The 15,802-nt window shown below is 71.9% G+C and carries 13 protein-coding genes; 7 read left to right on the top strand and 6 right to left on the bottom strand.

What is annotated here, in order from left to right:
• Positions 1-56 precede the first annotated feature (56 nt).
• Complete coding sequence (gene hflX, locus ACQP2P_RS07670) at positions 57-1,388, bottom strand: GTPase HflX (protein ID WP_433619042.1); 1,332 nt, start codon at positions 1,386-1,388, stop codon at positions 57-59.
• A gap of 228 nt (positions 1,389-1,616) precedes the next feature.
• Between hflX and ACQP2P_RS07665 the strand changes: the two genes are divergently transcribed.
• Positions 1,617-3,059: an NAD-dependent malic enzyme gene (locus ACQP2P_RS07665; RefSeq protein ID WP_433614204.1), complete on the top strand. Its 1,443-nt coding sequence runs from the start codon at positions 1,617-1,619 to the stop codon at positions 3,057-3,059.
• Here the strand turns inward: ACQP2P_RS07665 and dapF are convergent.
• From dapF to ACQP2P_RS07650, 3 genes are read right to left on the bottom strand one after another with little or no spacing between them, the layout of a single operon-like run.
• Positions 3,050-3,904, bottom strand: a complete 855-nt coding sequence (gene dapF / locus ACQP2P_RS07660; RefSeq protein WP_433084503.1) for a diaminopimelate epimerase — start codon at positions 3,902-3,904, stop codon at positions 3,050-3,052. The genes ACQP2P_RS07665 and dapF overlap by 10 nt on opposite strands.
• A 4-nt stretch (positions 3,905-3,908) precedes the next feature.
• Positions 3,909-4,811: a tRNA (adenosine(37)-N6)-dimethylallyltransferase MiaA gene (gene miaA / locus ACQP2P_RS07655; protein ID WP_433614203.1), complete on the bottom strand. Its 903-nt coding sequence runs from the start codon at positions 4,809-4,811 to the stop codon at positions 3,909-3,911.
• Positions 4,808-5,482: a hypothetical protein gene (locus ACQP2P_RS07650; RefSeq protein ID WP_433614202.1), complete on the bottom strand. Its 675-nt coding sequence runs from the start codon at positions 5,480-5,482 to the stop codon at positions 4,808-4,810. Before ACQP2P_RS07650 ends, miaA begins: the two co-directional genes overlap by 4 nt.
• Before the next feature lie 196 nt (positions 5,483-5,678).
• Here ACQP2P_RS07650 and ACQP2P_RS07645 point away from each other — a divergent pair, with 196 nt between their 5' ends.
• The gene (locus ACQP2P_RS07645; RefSeq protein WP_433614201.1) at positions 5,679-6,887 is read left to right on the top strand and encodes a DUF349 domain-containing protein; all 1,209 of its coding nucleotides are present in this window, start codon (positions 5,679-5,681) and stop codon (positions 6,885-6,887) included.
• A 152-nt stretch (positions 6,888-7,039) separates the two neighbouring features.
• Here ACQP2P_RS07645 and miaB read toward each other — a convergent pair whose 3' ends face one another.
• Both miaB and surE read right to left on the bottom strand, forming a co-directional pair.
• Positions 7,040-8,506 carry a tRNA (N6-isopentenyl adenosine(37)-C2)-methylthiotransferase MiaB gene (gene miaB, locus ACQP2P_RS07640; protein ID WP_433614200.1) on the bottom strand — a complete coding sequence of 489 codons (1,467 nt, stop codon included), beginning with the start codon at positions 8,504-8,506 and terminating at the stop codon, positions 7,040-7,042.
• A gap of 13 nt (positions 8,507-8,519) precedes the next feature.
• The gene (gene surE / locus ACQP2P_RS07635) at positions 8,520-9,287 is read right to left on the bottom strand and encodes a 5'/3'-nucleotidase SurE (protein WP_433614199.1); all 768 of its coding nucleotides are present in this window, start codon (positions 9,285-9,287) and stop codon (positions 8,520-8,522) included.
• A 202-nt stretch (positions 9,288-9,489) separates the two neighbouring features.
• Between surE and ACQP2P_RS07630 the strand changes: the two genes are divergently transcribed.
• From ACQP2P_RS07630 to ACQP2P_RS07610, 5 genes are all read left to right on the top strand, one after another.
• Complete coding sequence (locus ACQP2P_RS07630; RefSeq protein ID WP_433614198.1) at positions 9,490-10,233, top strand: amino acid ABC transporter ATP-binding protein; 744 nt, start codon at positions 9,490-9,492, stop codon at positions 10,231-10,233.
• Positions 10,234-10,344: 111 nt separating this feature from the next.
• Entirely contained in the window at positions 10,345-11,310 is a 966-nt protein-coding gene (locus ACQP2P_RS07625; RefSeq protein WP_433084489.1) for a glutamate ABC transporter substrate-binding protein, read from the top strand.
• Positions 11,311-11,392: 82 nt separating this feature from the next.
• Positions 11,393-12,049 carry an amino acid ABC transporter permease gene (locus ACQP2P_RS07620; RefSeq protein WP_433084487.1) on the top strand — a complete coding sequence of 219 codons (657 nt, stop codon included), beginning with the start codon at positions 11,393-11,395 and terminating at the stop codon, positions 12,047-12,049.
• Positions 12,046-12,921, top strand: coding sequence for an amino acid ABC transporter permease (locus ACQP2P_RS07615; protein ID WP_433614197.1), 876 nt, complete (start codon positions 12,046-12,048; stop codon positions 12,919-12,921). Before ACQP2P_RS07620 ends, ACQP2P_RS07615 begins: the two co-directional genes overlap by 4 nt.
• Positions 12,922-12,961: 40 nt before the next feature.
• On the top strand, positions 12,962-15,673 hold the full coding sequence (locus ACQP2P_RS07610; RefSeq protein ID WP_433614196.1) for an ABC transporter substrate-binding protein: 2,712 nt from the start codon (positions 12,962-12,964) through the stop codon (positions 15,671-15,673).
• The last annotated feature ends 129 nt before the right edge of the window (positions 15,674-15,802 follow it).

The following is a 15,802-nucleotide window of genomic DNA, read 5'->3' as shown; positions in this document are numbered from 1 at the left end:
GGGGTTGCCCGGTCCGGCTGTCACTCCAGGTAGCCGACCTCAGCGACGCAGCGTAATCACGAGGACATGGCGTACGGGGCGAGCTCCGCCGCCAGGCCCTCGGTCACCCGCGCCCGGATGCGGGTGCCCTCGGCCAGGTGGGCGGTCTCGAGGACCTCGCCGATCGAGTGGACCCGGGCGACGAGGTCGCCGCGCTCGTACGGCACCACGGCCGTCAGCTCGATGGCCGGCCACGGCAGCCCCTCCTCGATCGCCGTGCGCACGTCGTCGATGCCGGCGCCGGTGCGGGCGGAGGCGAAGACGGCCGCGGGCCACAGGCCCTTGAGCCGCAGCTGGGTCTCCTCGTCGGCCGTGTCGACCTTGTTGATGACCAGCAGCTCCGGCACCGCGTCCGCGCCGACCTCGGCGAGCACCTCGCGCACGGCCCGGACCTGCGACTCGGGGTCGGGGTGGGAGCCGTCGACCACGTGCAGGACCAGGTCGGCCTCGGCGACCTCCTCCAGCGTGGACCGGAAGGCCTCGACGAGCTGGTGCGGCAGGTGCCGGACGAACCCGACGGTGTCCGAGAGCGTGTAGATGCGCCCGTCGGCGGCCCGCGCCCGGCGCGTGGTGGTGTCCAGGGTGGCGAACAGCGCGTCCTCGACCAGCACGCCCGCCCCGGTGAGGCGGTTGAGCAGGCTGGACTTGCCGGCGTTGGTGTAGCCGGCGATCGCCACCGCGGGCACCCGGTTGCGCCGCCGCGTCGCCCGCTTGGTGTCGCGGATGGTCGCCATCGCCGCGATCTCCCGCTTGAGCCGCGAGATGCGCGTGCGGATGCGCCGCCGGTCGATCTCCAGCTTGGTCTCACCGGGGCCGCGCAGGCCCACGCCGCCGTTGCCGCTGGCCGAGCCACCCGCCTGCCGGCTGAGCGCCTCACCCCAGCCTCGCAGGCGCGGCAGGAAGTACTGCAGCTGCGCCAGCTCGACCTGGGCCTTGCCCTCCTTGCTCTTGGCGTGCTGGGCGAAGATGTCGAGAATCAGCGCCGTGCGGTCGATGACCTTGACGTTGACCCGCGACTCCAGCTGCCGCAGCTGCGACGGGGACAGCTCGCCGTCGCAGATGACGGTGTCGGCCCCGCTGCTCTGCACCACGGCGCGCAGCTCGTCGACCTTGCCCCGGCCGATGAAGGTGGCCGAGTCGGGCCGGCTGCGGCGCTGGATGAGCCCGTCGAGGACCTGGGAGCCGGCGGTCTCGGCGAGCGCGGACAGCTCGGTGAGGGAGTTCTCGGCGTCGGTGACGCTGCCCTCGGTCCAGACCCCGACCAGCACGACGCGCTCGAGGCGCAGCTGGCGGTATTCGACCTCGGTGACGTCCGAGAGCTCGGTGGACAACCCGGCGACGCGCCGCAGGGCGTGCCGCTCCTCGAGTTCGAGATCGCCGTCGTCAACGAAGTCCTCGAACTCCTCGGCGTCCGCGTCGTAGGCGTCTGCGGAAAAGCTCGTTCGTGCGCGCAAAGCAAACTCTCCTCGATGATCTGGCAGTCAACCCGTCAATCGTGACACCTGTGCGGGCAAGACGGCACTTGATATCCGCACCCGGTGCGAACGCCGGGGGATGCGGAGGGTGAGAATGGGGCGGTGACACCAGCCACACACAGATTACCCAGCGCCGGGTTCTCCATCACTGTCCGTGTCTCCGTCATCGCCGATGCCTCCGCGATCGGCCGGCTGACCACCTCGGTCGGCGAGTCGGGCGGGATCGTCACCGCCGTGGACGTCGTCGACTCCGACAACGCCAACGTGGTCGTCGACCTCACCTGCGACACCGCCGACTCCGCCCACGCCGAGCAGGTCGTGGCCGACCTCGAGAAGCTCGACGGGGTCGACGTGCGCAAGGTCTCCGACCGCACGTTCCTGCTGCACCTGGGCGGCAAGATCGAGGTCGCGCCCAAGGTCGCGCTGCGCAACCGCGACGAGCTCTCCCGCGCCTACACCCCCGGGGTCGCCCGGGTGTGCCTGGCCATCGCGGAGAACCCCGAGGACGCGCGCCGCCTCACGATCAAGCGCAACACCGTCGCCGTGGTCACCGACGGCTCGGCCGTGCTCGGCCTCGGCAACATCGGGCCCTATGCGGCGATGCCGGTCATGGAGGGCAAGGCCGCGCTGTTCAAGCGCTTCGGCGGGGTCGACGCCTGGCCGGTCGTGCTCGACACCCAGAACACCGACGAGATCATCGCCATCGTGAAGGCGATCGCCCCCGCGTACGGCGGGATCAACCTCGAGGACATCGCCGCCCCGCGCTGCTTCGAGATCGAGGAGCGGCTCCGCGAGCAGCTCGACATCCCCGTCTTCCACGACGACCAGCACGGCACGGCCATCTGCGTGCTGGCCGCGCTGACGAACGCGCTGCGCGTGGTGGGCAAGCCGATCGGCCAGGTGAAGGTCGTGGTGAGCGGGGCGGGCGCCGCCGGCACGGCCATCATGAAGCTCCTGCTCCGCCAGGGCGTCGGCGACGTGATCGCGACCGACCGGCCCGGCGCCCTGCACCGCGGCATGACCGGCCTGTCGGGCGCGTGGCAGTGGCTCGCCGAGAACACCAACCGGGAGAACTACGCGGGTGACCTGCGCGGGGCCCTGCGCGGCGCCGACGTGTTCATCGGGGTGAGCGCGCCGAACCTGCTCACCGGCGACGACATCGCCACGATGGCCAAGGACTCGATCGTCTTCGCGCTGGCCAACCCCGACCCCGAGGTCGACCCGCGGGCGGCCCGCGAGCACGCCGCGATCGTCGCCACCGGCCGCTCCGACCAGCCGAACCAGATCAACAACGTGCTCGCGTTCCCCGGCGTGTTCCGGGGCATGCTCGACGCCCAGGCCCGCGAGTTCACCGACGAGATGGCCCTCGCGGCCGCGCGCGCGATCGCGGACACGGTCGGCGAGGACAAGCTCAACCCGACGGTCATCGTGCCGAGCGTGTTCGACGCGCGGGTCTCCCCCGCGGTCGCCGCGGCCGTGCGGGCCGCGGCGAAGGGCCCTCAGCTGGACTCGACCCCCGACGGGGAGCCTGCGGCTCAGGAGTAGGTGGGCGCCAGCTGCCGGACGGCCTGCGCGTCGACGTCGCCGTGCGCGACGATGACCGCAGGCCCCCGCAGCAGGCACTCCACCGGCGACACGGTCACGGTGAGCCGGCCGCCGAGCACGTCGACGACCACGGTGCCGGACTCCAGCCCGGCGTGGTGCACCGCGACCGCGGCGACCGCGCACGCGCCCGAGCCGCAGGACTGGGTCTCGCCGGAGCCGCGCTCGTAGACGCGCATCCGGCGGTAGAGGTCGGCGCCGGCCGGGGCCGGGCCCACCGCGGCGAACTCGACGTTCACCCCGGCCGGGAAGATCAGCGGGTCGGTCACGGGCGCCCGGGTGAGGTCGAGACCGTCCAGGGTCGGCTCGTCCACCGGGCACACGAGGTGCGGGTTGCCGACGTCGACCGCGGTGCCGCCGAGGCTCGTGCCGGTCGTGACGGCCTCACTCTGGACGTACACCCGGGGAACCGGCATGCCGGCCGTGATCTCCTCGCCCATGGTGACCGGCACCACACCGGCCCGGGTCACCAGGTCGAACGTGCCCTCGGGGGCGACCAGGCCGGCCTCGGCGAGGTAGCGCGCGTAGACGCGGACCCCGTTGCCGCACATCTCCGACTGCGAGCCGTCGGCGTTCCAGTAGTCCATGAACCACTCGGCGCCCGCCGAGGACGCCTCCGCGTCCGGGTGGGCGGCGCTGCGCACGACCCGCAGGACGCCGTCGGCGCCGATACCGCGGCGCCGGTCGCACAGGGCGGCGACGAGAGCCGGGGTCAGGGGCAGGGTGCCGTCGGGGTCGGGCAGGATGACGAAGTCGTTGCCCGTGCCGTGGCCTTTCGCGAAGCGCATGGCGTCAATCTTGCCGCACGGCGCGCAGGGCCGCCCGCGTGATGTCGGCCGCCGCGCCGTCGAGCCAGATGATCCGCTCGTCGCGGCGGAACCAGGACCGTTGCCGCCGCACGAAGCGCCGGGTGGCGCGGGCCGTCTCCGCGCGGGCCTCCTCGGGGCCGCAGAGCCCGTCGAGGAGGTTCATGATCTGGCGGTACCCCAGGGCGCCGCTCGCCGTGCGCCCCTCCCGCAGCCCCCGGTCGAGCAGGCCGCGGACCTCCGCCACGAAGCCCAGCGCCCACATGTGCTCGACCCGCGCGTCGATCCGCGCGTCCAGCACCGCCGTGTCGACGTCGACGCCGAGCTGGACGGCGTCGTACACCGGGCGGGGCTGCGGCAGCTGCGCGGTGAAGGCGGTGCCGGTGAGCGCGTTGACCTCCAGGGCGCGCACGATGCGCCGGCCGTTGCTGGGCAGGATGCGCCCGGCCGCGACCGGGTCGGCGGCCAGCAGCCGGGCGTACAGCGGCGCCGGCCCGTGCTCGTCCAGCTCCCGCTCCAGCTCGGCGCGCAGCTCGGGGTCGGTGCCCGGGAAGTCGAAGTCCTCGAGCACGGCCCGCACGTAGAGGCCGGAGCCGCCGACGAGCAGCGGGACGCGGCCGCGGGCGGCGATGTCGTCGATGGCGGCGCGGGCGAGCCCCTGGTAGACGGCCACGCTGGCGGGCTCGGTGACGTCCCAGATGTCCAGGACGTGGTGCGGGACGCCGCCCCGCTCGGCCTCGGTGAGCTTGGCGGTGCCGATGTCCATGCCGCGGTACAGCTGCATGGAGTCGGCGTTGACGACCTCACCGCCGAGCTCCTCCGCGAGGCGCAGGCTCAGCGCGGACTTGCCCGCGGCCGTCGGCCCGACGATCGCGATGACGGGCCTCATGCCGCCCACGTGGCCACGAAGTAGGCGACACCGTACGGAGCGGAGTCGTACAGCAACTCCCCGCGCATCTCACCCTCGGCCGCGCCGGCCAGGACCTGCCACGGCGCGCGGCCGGCGGCGAGCAGCTCGGCGGCCAGGGCCGGGTCGAGCGCGGCGAGCGCGGCGGCATCGGCCCGGGCGAGGGCGGCGGCGACGGTCGCGTCGAAGGCCTCGGCGCGCGGGTCGAAGAAGCCGGGGGCCTTGTCGGTACGGCAGGCCGAGCCGTCGCCGAGCACCAGCAGCCCGACGCGCTCGGCCTCCGCGGCGAGGCCGCGGCCGAGGCGTGCGCACTCGCCGGGTGCGGCATCGGCGGCGACGGACTGGAAGTTTCCGGCGCCCGGCATCAGGTAGGCACCGATGAGCAGGCTCAGGGGCAGGGGCTCACCCGCGGGGTCGCCGATGTGCCGATCGATGCCCCACGGGGATAGGGTCCCCCCGAACGGGGCCACACGGCGTACCGTCGTGGTATCAGAACCGAGAACGATGAGCGAGTCGATCGAGGCATCCGCCAGGTGCGCCACCGCGGCGCGACAGGCCGCCCGCAGGTCGTCGAGCTCGGAGGCGGCTCCGGCGGCCAGGTCCGGCACGAGCAGTGGCGGATGTGGGCAGACCGCGGCGGCGACGAGTGACACGGCTTAACGTTATCGGGGACGGTCTCTGCGCGACCGTGCGGCCTGTGAATGGCACCGGAATGGTCACGGTTCGGCCGCAGGCCCTCGACCGGCCCCGGGGCACACCTGTGAGAATGCCCTGGGGAACTTTGCTGTGCGATGGCGGCGTGACGGTGGGATACCCGATCCTACGGGCGCCGGGAGCGAGGATGGGCAGATGAGCGACCCTACGGAGTTTGGACGGATCGACACCGACGGCAACGTCTTCGTGAAGACGGCCGCCGGTGAGCGCCCCATCGGGTCCTGGCAGGCCGGGACACCCGAGGAGGGCCTGGCCCACTTCGCCCGCCGGTTCGCCGACCTGGTGACCGAGGTCGACCTGATCGAGGCGAGGCTCGGCAGCGGCGCCGCCGACGCCGGCCAGTCCCTGTCCACCATCCGGCGCCTGCGCAGCGGCCTCGACGAGGCCCACGTCGTCGGTGACATCGACGGGCTGGCCGCCCGGCTGGACAAGCTCACGACGATCGCCGAGGAGAAGGCCGGAGCCGCGCGGGCCGCCCGCGACGCGGCCCGGGCCGAGTCGCTCGCCCGCAAGACCGCCCTGGTCGAGGAGGCCGAGGCCATCGCGGCCGAAGCCACCGGCTGGAAGACGGCCGGCGACCGGCTCAAGGAGATCCTCGACGAGTGGAAGTCGATCCACGGCGTCGAGAAGAAGGCCGAGAGCGAGCTCTGGAAGCGCTACGCCGCCGCTCGCGACGCCTTCACCCGCCGCCGCGGGGCCCACTTCGCCACCCTGGACGCCTCCCGCAAGCAGGCCCAGGGCCGCAAGGAGGAGCTCGTCGTCGAGGCCGAGAGCCTGTCCGAGTCCACCGAGTGGAACGCGACGGCGGCGCGCCTCAAGGACCTCATGACCGAGTGGAAGGCCGCCCCGCGCGCCGCGAAGGACACGGAGCAGAAGCTCTGGGAGCGCTTCCGGGCCGCTCAGGACGCCTTCTTCAAGCGGCGCAGCGAGGTATTCTCGGCTCGGGACGCCGAGTTCAAGGGCAACCTCGACCGCAAGCAGGAGCTCCTGGCCCAGGCCGAGGCCCTCGACATCGACGGCGACCCGAAGGGCGCGCAGAACAAGCTCCGCGAGATCCAGGGCAACTGGCACGACGTGGGCCGCGTGCCCCGCGAGGCGCAGGCCGGCCTGGACCGCCGCCTCCGCGCCGTCGAGGACAAGGTCAAGGCCGCGATGGACGCGGCGTGGCGGCGCACCCCGCCCGAGGCCAGCCCGCTGCTCGCCCAGATGCGCGAGCAGGTGGCGCGGGCGGAGCAGCAGCTGGCGAGCGCCCAGGCCGCCGGCGACCAGCGGCGCATCAAGGAGGCCGAGAAGGCGCTCGAGTCGAAGCGCAAGTTCCTGGCCATGGCGGAGCACACCGGCTGACGGACTTCTCCGGTGACGGGCAGCGCCCCGTCCGACATAGAAAGTTGACCACTACACGCCGCGTGCGTGTAGTGGTCAACGCTTTTCCGCCCCGATACGCGGGCAAGCTCCGGCGCCGTGCGGCCTTGACTCCGCTCGGCGCCGGGAACGGTTCAGCAGTGGGTCGCGGCCGGCTGCGGCGGCGGGGCGCCGATCGTCGGCATGCCCAGGGCCACGCCCGGCGTGCGCGTCACCCGGCCCGACTCCCAGGCGTCGCCGGCCCGCGTGCGGCGGTGCGAGACCAGGGGGCCGTCGGCGTTGAGGTGGTGGGGCGCCGCATACGTCACCGTCGTGTGCACGATGTCGCCCGGCCGGATGCCGGCGGCGGGATCGGCGGCGAAGTGCACCAGCCGGCCGTCCCGGGCGCGGCCCGACAGGCGGCCGGTCGCGTTGTCCTTGCGCCCCTCGCCGACGGCGACCAGCACCTCGAGCGTCGAACCGACCAGGCGCTTGTTCTCGGCCCAGCTGATCTCCTCCAGCACGGCGATCAGCCGGTCGTAGCGCTCCTGCACCACGGCCTTCGGCACCTGCAGGTCCATCGAGGCCGCGGGGGTGCCGGGACGCTTGGAGTACTGGAAGGTGAACGCGCTGGAGTAGCGGGCCTCGCGCACCACGTCGAGCGTCCGCTCGAAGTCCGCGTCCGTCTCGCCGGGGAAGCCCACGATGATGTCGGTGGTGATGGCGGCGTCGGGCATCGCGGCGCGGACCTTCTCGATGATGCCCAGATACTTCTCGGCCCGGTAGGACCGGCGCATGGCCCGCAGCACGGCGTCCGAGCCCGACTGCAGCGGCATGTGCAGCGAGTGGCACACGTTCGGCGTCTCGGCCATGGCCGCGATCACGTCGTCGGTGAAGTCCTTCGGGTGCGGGCTGGTGAAGCGCACCCGCTCCAGGCCCTCGACCGAGCCGCACGCGCGCAGGAGCTTGCCGAACGCGTACCGGTCGCCGAACTCGACCCCGTAGGAGTTCACGTTCTGGCCGAGCAGCGTCACCTCCAGCACACCCTCGGCCGCCAGCGCCTCGACCTCGGCCAGCACGTCGCCGGGGCGGCGGTCCTTCTCCCGGCCGCGCAGCGCGGGCACGATGCAGAACGTGCACGTGTTGTTGCAGCCGACCGAGATGGAGACCCAGCCCGCGTAGGTCGACTCACGGCGGGTCGGCAGCGTCGAGGGGAAGACCTCGAGCGACTCGAGGATCTCGACCTCGGCGGCGGCGTTGTGCCGGGCGCGCTCCAGCAGCACCGGCAGCGAGCCGATGTTGTGGGTGCCGAAGACGACGTCCACCCAGGGCGCCTTCTTCACGATGTCGCCGCGGTCCTTCTGCGCCAGGCAGCCGCCGACGGCGATCTGCATGCCGGGGTGCGCGAGCTTCGTGGGGCGCAGGTGGCCGAGGTTGCCGTAGAGCCGGTTGTCCGCGTTCTCCCGCACGGCGCACGTGTTGAACACGACGACGTCGGGCTCGCCGTCGCCGGCCGCCGGCACGTAGCCGGCCTCCTCCAGCAGCCCGGAGATGCGCTCGGAGTCGTGCGCGTTCATCTGGCAGCCGTAGGTGATCACGCGGAAGGTACGGGTCTCAGTCATGGCGAGGCAAATACTAGCCCCCGATGTGCTCACCGGCCGTATCCACGAGCCCGGGCAGATCCACGTCCGCGGCCTCGCCCGGCGGGAAGAGCGGCGTGACGGCGGCGTACCCGTCCAGCAGCCACCCGTCGTCGCTGCCCGGCTCGGGCACCTCACCCACCTGTTCGAGGGACATCCGCACGAACCCCTCGCCCTCGTCGCGCAGGGTCATCTGCACCATCCCGAACTCGGACAGGTGCGCCCGGCGGATGCCGCGCAGCGCCCCGGCCTCGACGTCGGGCACGTTGACGTTGAGCGCGAACACCCCGGTGAGCAGCGGCAACAGGTCGACGGCGACCTCGGCCGCGGTGTCCCAGTTGGCCTCCTCGGCGTCGGGGGCCACGTCGAGCGAGACCGCCAGCGCCGGGCAGCCGTTGGCCACGGCCGTGAGCGCGGCCCCGACGGTGCCGGAGTGCAGCACCGCGGCGCCCGTGTTGGGCCCCCGGTTGACGCCGGACAGCACGACGTCGGGTGGCGGCCCGAAGGCACCGCGCGTGGCCAGCAGGACGATGAACGCCGGCGTCGCCGAAACCGCGAAAGCCGCGGCGGTACCGCCGATGCCCCGCTCGCGCATCTGAATGCGCCCGCCCTCGTCGACCGCGAGCAGGGCCGCGCTGGAGCCGGAGGACTCCTCGGCCGGCGCGGCGACCACCGTCTCGTGCCCGGCGCGCGCCACCCACCCGGCGAGCGCGAGCAGGCCGGGGCTGTCGATGCCGTCGTCATTGGTCACGAGGATGCGCATGGCATCAGCATCGCCGGGTTGCTTCCCGTGATCAAACCGGGACGACAGAAACGGCAGCGGAAACCCGTCCTGGACACGTACGCGCAATTCGGACGTCGTTATCGGCCCGTGACCACTGTGTCGCGGATCAAGGGCCTTTGCCCCGCTAACGTCGATCGCACCAGACGGGAAGACAAGCGTCGCTATTCCAGTGGGGCGGGACATGACGGACGAGCCTTTGATCGTGCTCAGTGGCGTGAACAAGTGGTTCGGCGAACTGCACGTGTTGAAGGACATCAACCTGTCGATCGGGCGGGGCGAGGTCGTCGTGGTGGTCGGCCCCTCGGGCTCGGGCAAGTCGACGCTCTGCCGCGCGATCAACCGGCTCGAGCCCATCAACAACGGCGAGATCGTGTTCGACGGCACCAGCCTGCCCGCCGAGGGCAAGCCCCTCGCCCGGCTGCGCAGCGAGGTCGGCATGGTCTTCCAGTCGTTCAACCTCTTCGCGCACAAGACGATCCTCGAGAACGTGATGCTCGGCCCGGTGAAGGTCCGCAAGGAGAAGCCGGCCGTGGTCCGCGAGCGGGCGATGGGCCTGCTGCAGCGGGTCGGCATCGGCGCGCAGGCCGAGAAGTATCCGGCCCAGCTCTCCGGCGGCCAGCAGCAGCGCGCCGCGATCGCGCGCGCCCTGGCCATGCAGCCCAAGGCGATGCTGTTCGACGAGCCGACGAGCGCGCTCGACCCGGAGATGGTCGGCGAGGTGCTCGAGGTGATGACCGGCCTGGCCAGCGAGGGCATGACGATGGTCGTCGTCACCCACGAGATGGGCTTCGCCCGGCACGCGGCCAACCGCGTCGTGTTCATGGCCGACGGGCAGCTGGTCGAGGAGGCGACGCCGGCGGAATTCTTCGCCAACCCGCGCACCGACCGGGCCAGGGACTTCCTCTCGAAGATCCTCACGCACTGACGTCCACGCACCATCTCGACAGACGAGAGACGGCGCACCACCCCCGGTGCGCCACGCGGCCGCCCGGTCCGCCGGACGGCCTGAGCTATATGGAAGGGAGCACGCAAGAACATGCGAATCACGCGCATCGCGGCCATGGCCGCCGTCGCCACGCTTTCGCTCGGCCTTGCCGCCTGCGGCAAGGAGGGCACGCCCACCCCGGAGACCCCGGCGGGCCAGTCCGGCGCGCCCGCCGCGGCGAGCGACGCCTGCACGTCGTCCGGCGCCACGCTCACGCCCGCCACGGGCGTCGACATCGCGGGCAGCCCGACCTTCGCGAAGATCAAGACGGCCGGCAAGGTCGTCGTCGGCGTCAAGTTCGACCAGCCGAACCTCGGCTACAAGGACGCCTCCGGCAAGCGCTGCGGCTTCGACATCGAGATCGCCCAGCTGATCGCGTCGAAGCTGGGCATCGACCCGGCGAAGATCGAGTACAAGGAGGTCGCGTCCGCGAACCGCGAGACGTCGATCAAGGGTGGCGAGGTCGACTACTACGTCGGCACCTACTCGATCACCGACAAGCGCAAGGCCGACGTCTCCTTCGCCGGCCCGTACTTCATCGCCGCGCAGGACCTGCTGGTGCGCAAGGACGACACGTCCATCACCGGCTCGGAGTCGCTCAAGGGCAAGAAGGTCTGCTCCGCCACCGGCTCGACGCCGATCCAGCGGGTGCGCGACCAGAAGCTCACCGAGGACAGCAACATCGTCGAGTTCAAGACCTACTCCGAGTGCGTCTCGCAGCTGATCGACAAGAAGGTCGACGCGGTCACCACCGACGACGCGATCCTCAAGGGCTACGCGGCGCAGAACCCGAGCATGCTCAAGGTCGTCGGCAAGCCGTTCACCGACCCGGCGACCGGCAAGGCGTACCCGGAGAAGTACGGCATCGGCCTGCCGCACGACGACAAGGCGCTGCGCGACTTCGTCAACGCCTCGCTGGAGGCCGCGGAGAAGGACGGCACCTGGCAGAAGATCTACGACGGCACGCTGGGCAAGTCCGGCTCGTCGGCGACGATTCCGCCGCTCGAGAAGTACTGACCCCACTGACCGGGACGCCGCCCCACTCGGGGCGGCGTTCCCGCATTGGTCCCCCCTCCGATCCATTTCCGATGGGCAGCGGATGAACGAGTTTCTACATGTCCTCACGGACAACTGGACGACCATCTGGCAGCACTTCTGGGTCACGATCCAGCTGTTCCTGATCGCCGGGGTCGCCTCGCTGGTGCTCGGCACCCTGCTGACCGCGATGCGCGTGTCGCCGGTGCCCGCCCTGCGCGGCTTCGGCACGACCTACGTGCTGCTGCTGCGCAACTGCCCGCTGACGCTGGTCTTCGCGCTGCTCGTGTTCGCGGTGCCCAAGCTGGACGTCAACATCGACTACTTCCCCAGCGCCTGCATCGCGCTCACCGCCTACACGAGCGCGTTCGTGTGCGAGGCGCTGCGCTCCGGCATCAACACGGTGCCGGTCGGGCAGGCCGAGGCCGCCCGCGCGCTGGGCATGACCTTCGGCCAGGTGCTCAGCCTCATCGTGCTGCCGCAGGCCTTCCGCACCGTGGTGCCGCCGATGGTGAGCGTCCTCAACGCCATGCTCAAGAACACGACGGTCGCGGCCGGCTTCTCCGTTGCCGAGGCGGGCGCGATCCAGGCGTACCTCTCCGAGCGCGGCGAGAACCAGATCTACACGATCCTCTGGATCATGATCGGCTTCCTGATCCTGGTCCTGCCGCTGATCGTGCTGCAGCGCCGGCTCGAGAACCGCTGGGGGGTCGCCCGATGAGCTCGAACCTTCTTTACGACCTGCCCGGCCCCAAGGCCAGGCTGCGCAACCGCCTGCTCGGCGTCGCGAGCCTCATCGGCATCGTGGCGCTGCTGGTGTACATCGTGCTGCGCTTCAACGACACGGGCCAGTTCGACTCGATCAAGTGGCAGCAGTTCGAGTACGCCGCGATCCAGCAGCAGCTGCTCGACGGATACCTGACCACGCTCAAGACGGCCGGCGCCGCGGCCGTGCTCGCGCTGCTGTTCGGTGCCCTGCTGGCGTCCGGACGGCTCAGCGACCACCTGTACTTGCGCGCCCCGACCTCGTTCATCGTCGAGCTGTTCCGGGCCATCCCGCTGCTCGTGCTCATCTTCTTCGCGTACTACGGCCCGATCCAGCTCGGCTACAAGGTCGGCCCGTTCTGGCCGCTCGTGATCGCGCTCACGGTCTACAACGGCGCGGTGCTCTCCGAGATCTTCCGGGCCGGCGTGAACGCCGTGGCGCGGGGCCAGTCGGAGGCCGCGTACGCGCTGGGCATGCGCAAGACCCAGGTGATGACGTCCATCCTCCTGCCGCAGGCGGTCCGGGCGATGCTGCCGGCCATCGTCAGCCAGGTCGTCGTGCTGCTCAAGGACACCGCGCTGGGCTTCCTCATCCAGCTGCCGGAGCTGCTGTACGTCGGCAAGTCCATCGGCGGCCGCCTGCCCTTCGGCCTGCCGTACGTGCCCAGCTACCTGATCGTCGCCGCGATCTACATCGGCACCTGCGGCCTGCTGTCCTGGTTCGCCTTCTGGCTGCAGAAGCGGCTCATCGGCGGCAAGAGGGCCAAGACGACGGCGCCGCCCGTACCACTGAGCACCGACCTGGGCACCTCGCACCCGAGCATCTGAGTTGATTGGCAAGGTTGCCTCCGGTGCGTACGCTGCGCGAGTGGCGGACACTGGCTTCCGGTTGGGCATCGACTTCGGGACCTCGACCACGGTCGGGGTTCTGCGCTGGCCGGACGGGCGCACCAAGCCCCTCCTCTTCGACGGTTCGCCCCTGCTGCCGTCGGCGGTGTACGTCAACGCCGACGGCAGCATCCTGACCGGGCGTGACGCGGTCCACTCCGCGCGGCTCCAGCCGCACCGGTTCGAGCCCTACCCGAAGCGCCGCGTCGAGGAGGGCACCGTCTGGCTCGGCGAGCGGGACGTGGCCGTGGCCGACCTCGTCACGAGCGTCCTGCGGCGGGTCGCGACCGAGGCCGAGCGGGTCGCCGGGGCCAAGCCCGCCCAGGTGATGATCACCCACCCCGCGACCTGGCCGCCGCAGCGGCGCCAGACGCTCTCCCGCGCCGCGATCGCCGCGGGCCTCCCCGAGCCGCTGCTGTCGTCCGAGCCGGTGGCGGCGGCCTCGTACTTCGTGAGCACGGTCGGCACCCACGTGCCCGTCGGCGGCATCGCGGTGGTGTACGACTTCGGCGCCGGCACCTTCGACGCGAGCGTCGTGCGCCGCAACGCCGGCGGGGGCTTCGACGTGCTCGCGAGCGAGGGCCTGCCGGACGCGGGCGGCCTCGACGTCGACGCGGCCGTCGTGGCCTACCTCGGCCGCAGCTTCGCCGGCCGCGAGGGCGACCGCTGGCAGCGGCTCACCAACCCGGAGAGCGAGACCGACCGGCGCGCCGCGTGGCAGCTCTGGGAGGACGCGCGCCTGGCCAAGGAGATGCTGAGCCGGGCCGCGACCACGTACGTGCACGTGCCCCTCTTCGACGAGAGCGTCCCGATCGGCCGCGAGCAGCTCGAGCAGCTGGCCCGCCCGATCCTCGACCGCACCGTCACCGCCACCCAGATCGCGGTCACCGCGGCGGCGCTCGGCACCCGGCCCGTCTCCGCGGTGTTCCTGGTCGGCGGCTCGAGCCGAATCCCGCTCGCCGCGACGCTGCTGCACCGCGCGTTCGGGCTGGCCCCCACCGCGATCGAGCAGCCCGAGCTCGTCGTCGCCGAGGGCGCCCTGCACCTGGCCCCGCCGACGGGGCGGGCGGCGGTCGCGGGGGCGGCCGGGGGCGCGACCGCGCCCATCTCCGGCGCCCCGGCGCCGATCTCGGGCGGCCCCACGTCGGGCGCCGGCCCGCACGAGCTCAGCGGCGACGTGGCCGCGGCCCCGGTGTCGGCCGCGCCGGTGTCGGGGCAGCCCGTGTCGGGGCAACCCGTGTCGCCCGGGTTCAGCATGCCGTCGAACACGCCGCACCTGCCGCCGCTGATCCAGACGGGCGCGATGCCGGCTGTCGCGCCGCAGCCCGCGCAGCCGCAGCCGCGCCCGCCGGTGGGCTATCCGGCGCCCGCGCAGCCGGTGCTGCCGCAGCAGCCCGTGCGCCCGGCTCCGGTCCCGCAGCCGGTGACCGCGATGCCGGCGAGCCCTGCTCCGGCGTGGCCGGGGGGCTATCCGCCGGTACCGCCGCCGACGAAACGACGCGGAGGGCTGATCGCGGCCGTCGGCGGTGGCACCCTCGCGCTGCTGCTGATCGTCGGCGGGATCGTGTGGGCGGCCAACGGCGGCTCGGACGACCCCGACCCCGGCCCGTCGAACCCGGTCGTCGCCCCGGCGGCGTCCCCGGCGTGCGGGCACAAGATCGCGTACCTGGGCATGTCCAGCGGCGACAACTCCGACGACGGCGTGATGATGCGCAACAGCGTCCGGCTCGCCATCGACGACTTCAACGCCGCGCACGCGGGCTGCAAGGTCGACTTCAAGGAGTTCGACACCACCGGGACGGACGACGGCAGCAAGACCAAGGCCCAGCAGGCCGCCGACGACCCCGAGGTGATCGGCGTGGTCGGCCCCGTCTACGACAACGAGATCCTCGCGGCCGGCCCGATCCTGGAGAAGGCCAAGCTGCCGATGATCACGCCGTTCGCGCCGGACGAGAACCTCGCCAAGCAGGGCTGGGCCACGTTCCACCGCGGCATCGGCTCCGACGCCGACCAGGCCCGCGCGGGCGCGGCATACATCAAGAACACGCTGAAGGCCAAGAAGACCGCGATCGTGTACGACGACTCGGACTACGGCGCGATCGGCCGCACCGAGGTGTCCAACGTGCTCGGCAGCGGCACGGGCGTGTCCGTCGCGATCCGCCAGGCCGACACCGACTTCGCCTCGGCGGTCAAGCAGGTCACCGACTCCAACCCGGACGCGGTGTACTTCGCGGGCCAGTCGGCCGACGGCATCGCCTTCGTCAAGGCGCTGCGCGCGGCCAAGGCGGACCTGCCCATCGTCGGCTCGGACAAGCTGTTCACGCAGAGCTTCGTGACCAAGACCGAGGGCAAGGCCGAAGGCGTGATCGTGACCTGCCCGTGCGTGCCGTCGAAGGACGCGGGGGCGGACTTCGCCTCGAAGTACCAGGGCACGTTCGGCGCGCAGGCCAGCTTCTACGGCCCGGAGGCGTACGACGCGGCGGCGGTCTACCTGGCCGGCTTCCTCGCGGGGAACGGCACGCGCGAGGAGATGCTGAAGTTCATGGCCACGTACAAGGCGAAGGGCGCCACGACGGGGCGCGAGATCAAGTGGGACGGCAGCGGCAACCTCGACGGGGCGGACCCGGTGATCTGGGCGTACAAGGTCAAGAAGGACTTCATCGTGGGGGACTCCGCGATCGCTCCCCTGTGACGGCTTGCCAGAGAAAAGTCCGGACACTTCGTGATCCGGACTTTTCTCCTTTATCAGCATTTTTCCTGGCGGCGGTGCCTGGGCTGTATTGTTCGGGCGGTGGCGCCTGAGCTGCGTCTTTTCGGGCGG

The organism is Dactylosporangium sp. CA-139114, from assembly GCF_050955725.1.
Lineage (GTDB): Bacteria > Actinomycetota > Actinomycetes > Mycobacteriales > Micromonosporaceae > Dactylosporangium.
Note: the sequence above shows the minus strand (reverse complement) of the source record. Positions and strands in the feature narration are given on the sequence as shown.

Coding starts and splice junctions, on each gene's coding strand:
- dapF (WP_433084503.1), bottom strand. CDS start 3,904: ATGCGCTTCGCGAAAGGCCACGGCACGGGCAACGACTTCGTCATCCTG.
- miaA (WP_433614203.1), bottom strand. CDS start 4,811: ATGAGGCCCGTCATCGCGATCGTCGGGCCGACGGCCGCGGGCAAGTCC.
- ACQP2P_RS07645 (WP_433614201.1), top strand. CDS start 5,679: ATGAGCGACCCTACGGAGTTTGGACGGATCGACACCGACGGCAACGTC.
- miaB (WP_433614200.1), bottom strand. CDS start 8,506: ATGACTGAGACCCGTACCTTCCGCGTGATCACCTACGGCTGCCAGATG.
- surE (WP_433614199.1), bottom strand. CDS start 9,287: ATGCGCATCCTCGTGACCAATGACGACGGCATCGACAGCCCCGGCCTG.
- ACQP2P_RS07630 (WP_433614198.1), top strand. CDS start 9,490: ATGACGGACGAGCCTTTGATCGTGCTCAGTGGCGTGAACAAGTGGTTC.
- ACQP2P_RS07625 (WP_433084489.1), top strand. CDS start 10,345: ATGCGAATCACGCGCATCGCGGCCATGGCCGCCGTCGCCACGCTTTCG.
- ACQP2P_RS07620 (WP_433084487.1), top strand. CDS start 11,393: ATGAACGAGTTTCTACATGTCCTCACGGACAACTGGACGACCATCTGG.
- ACQP2P_RS07615 (WP_433614197.1), top strand. CDS start 12,046: ATGAGCTCGAACCTTCTTTACGACCTGCCCGGCCCCAAGGCCAGGCTG.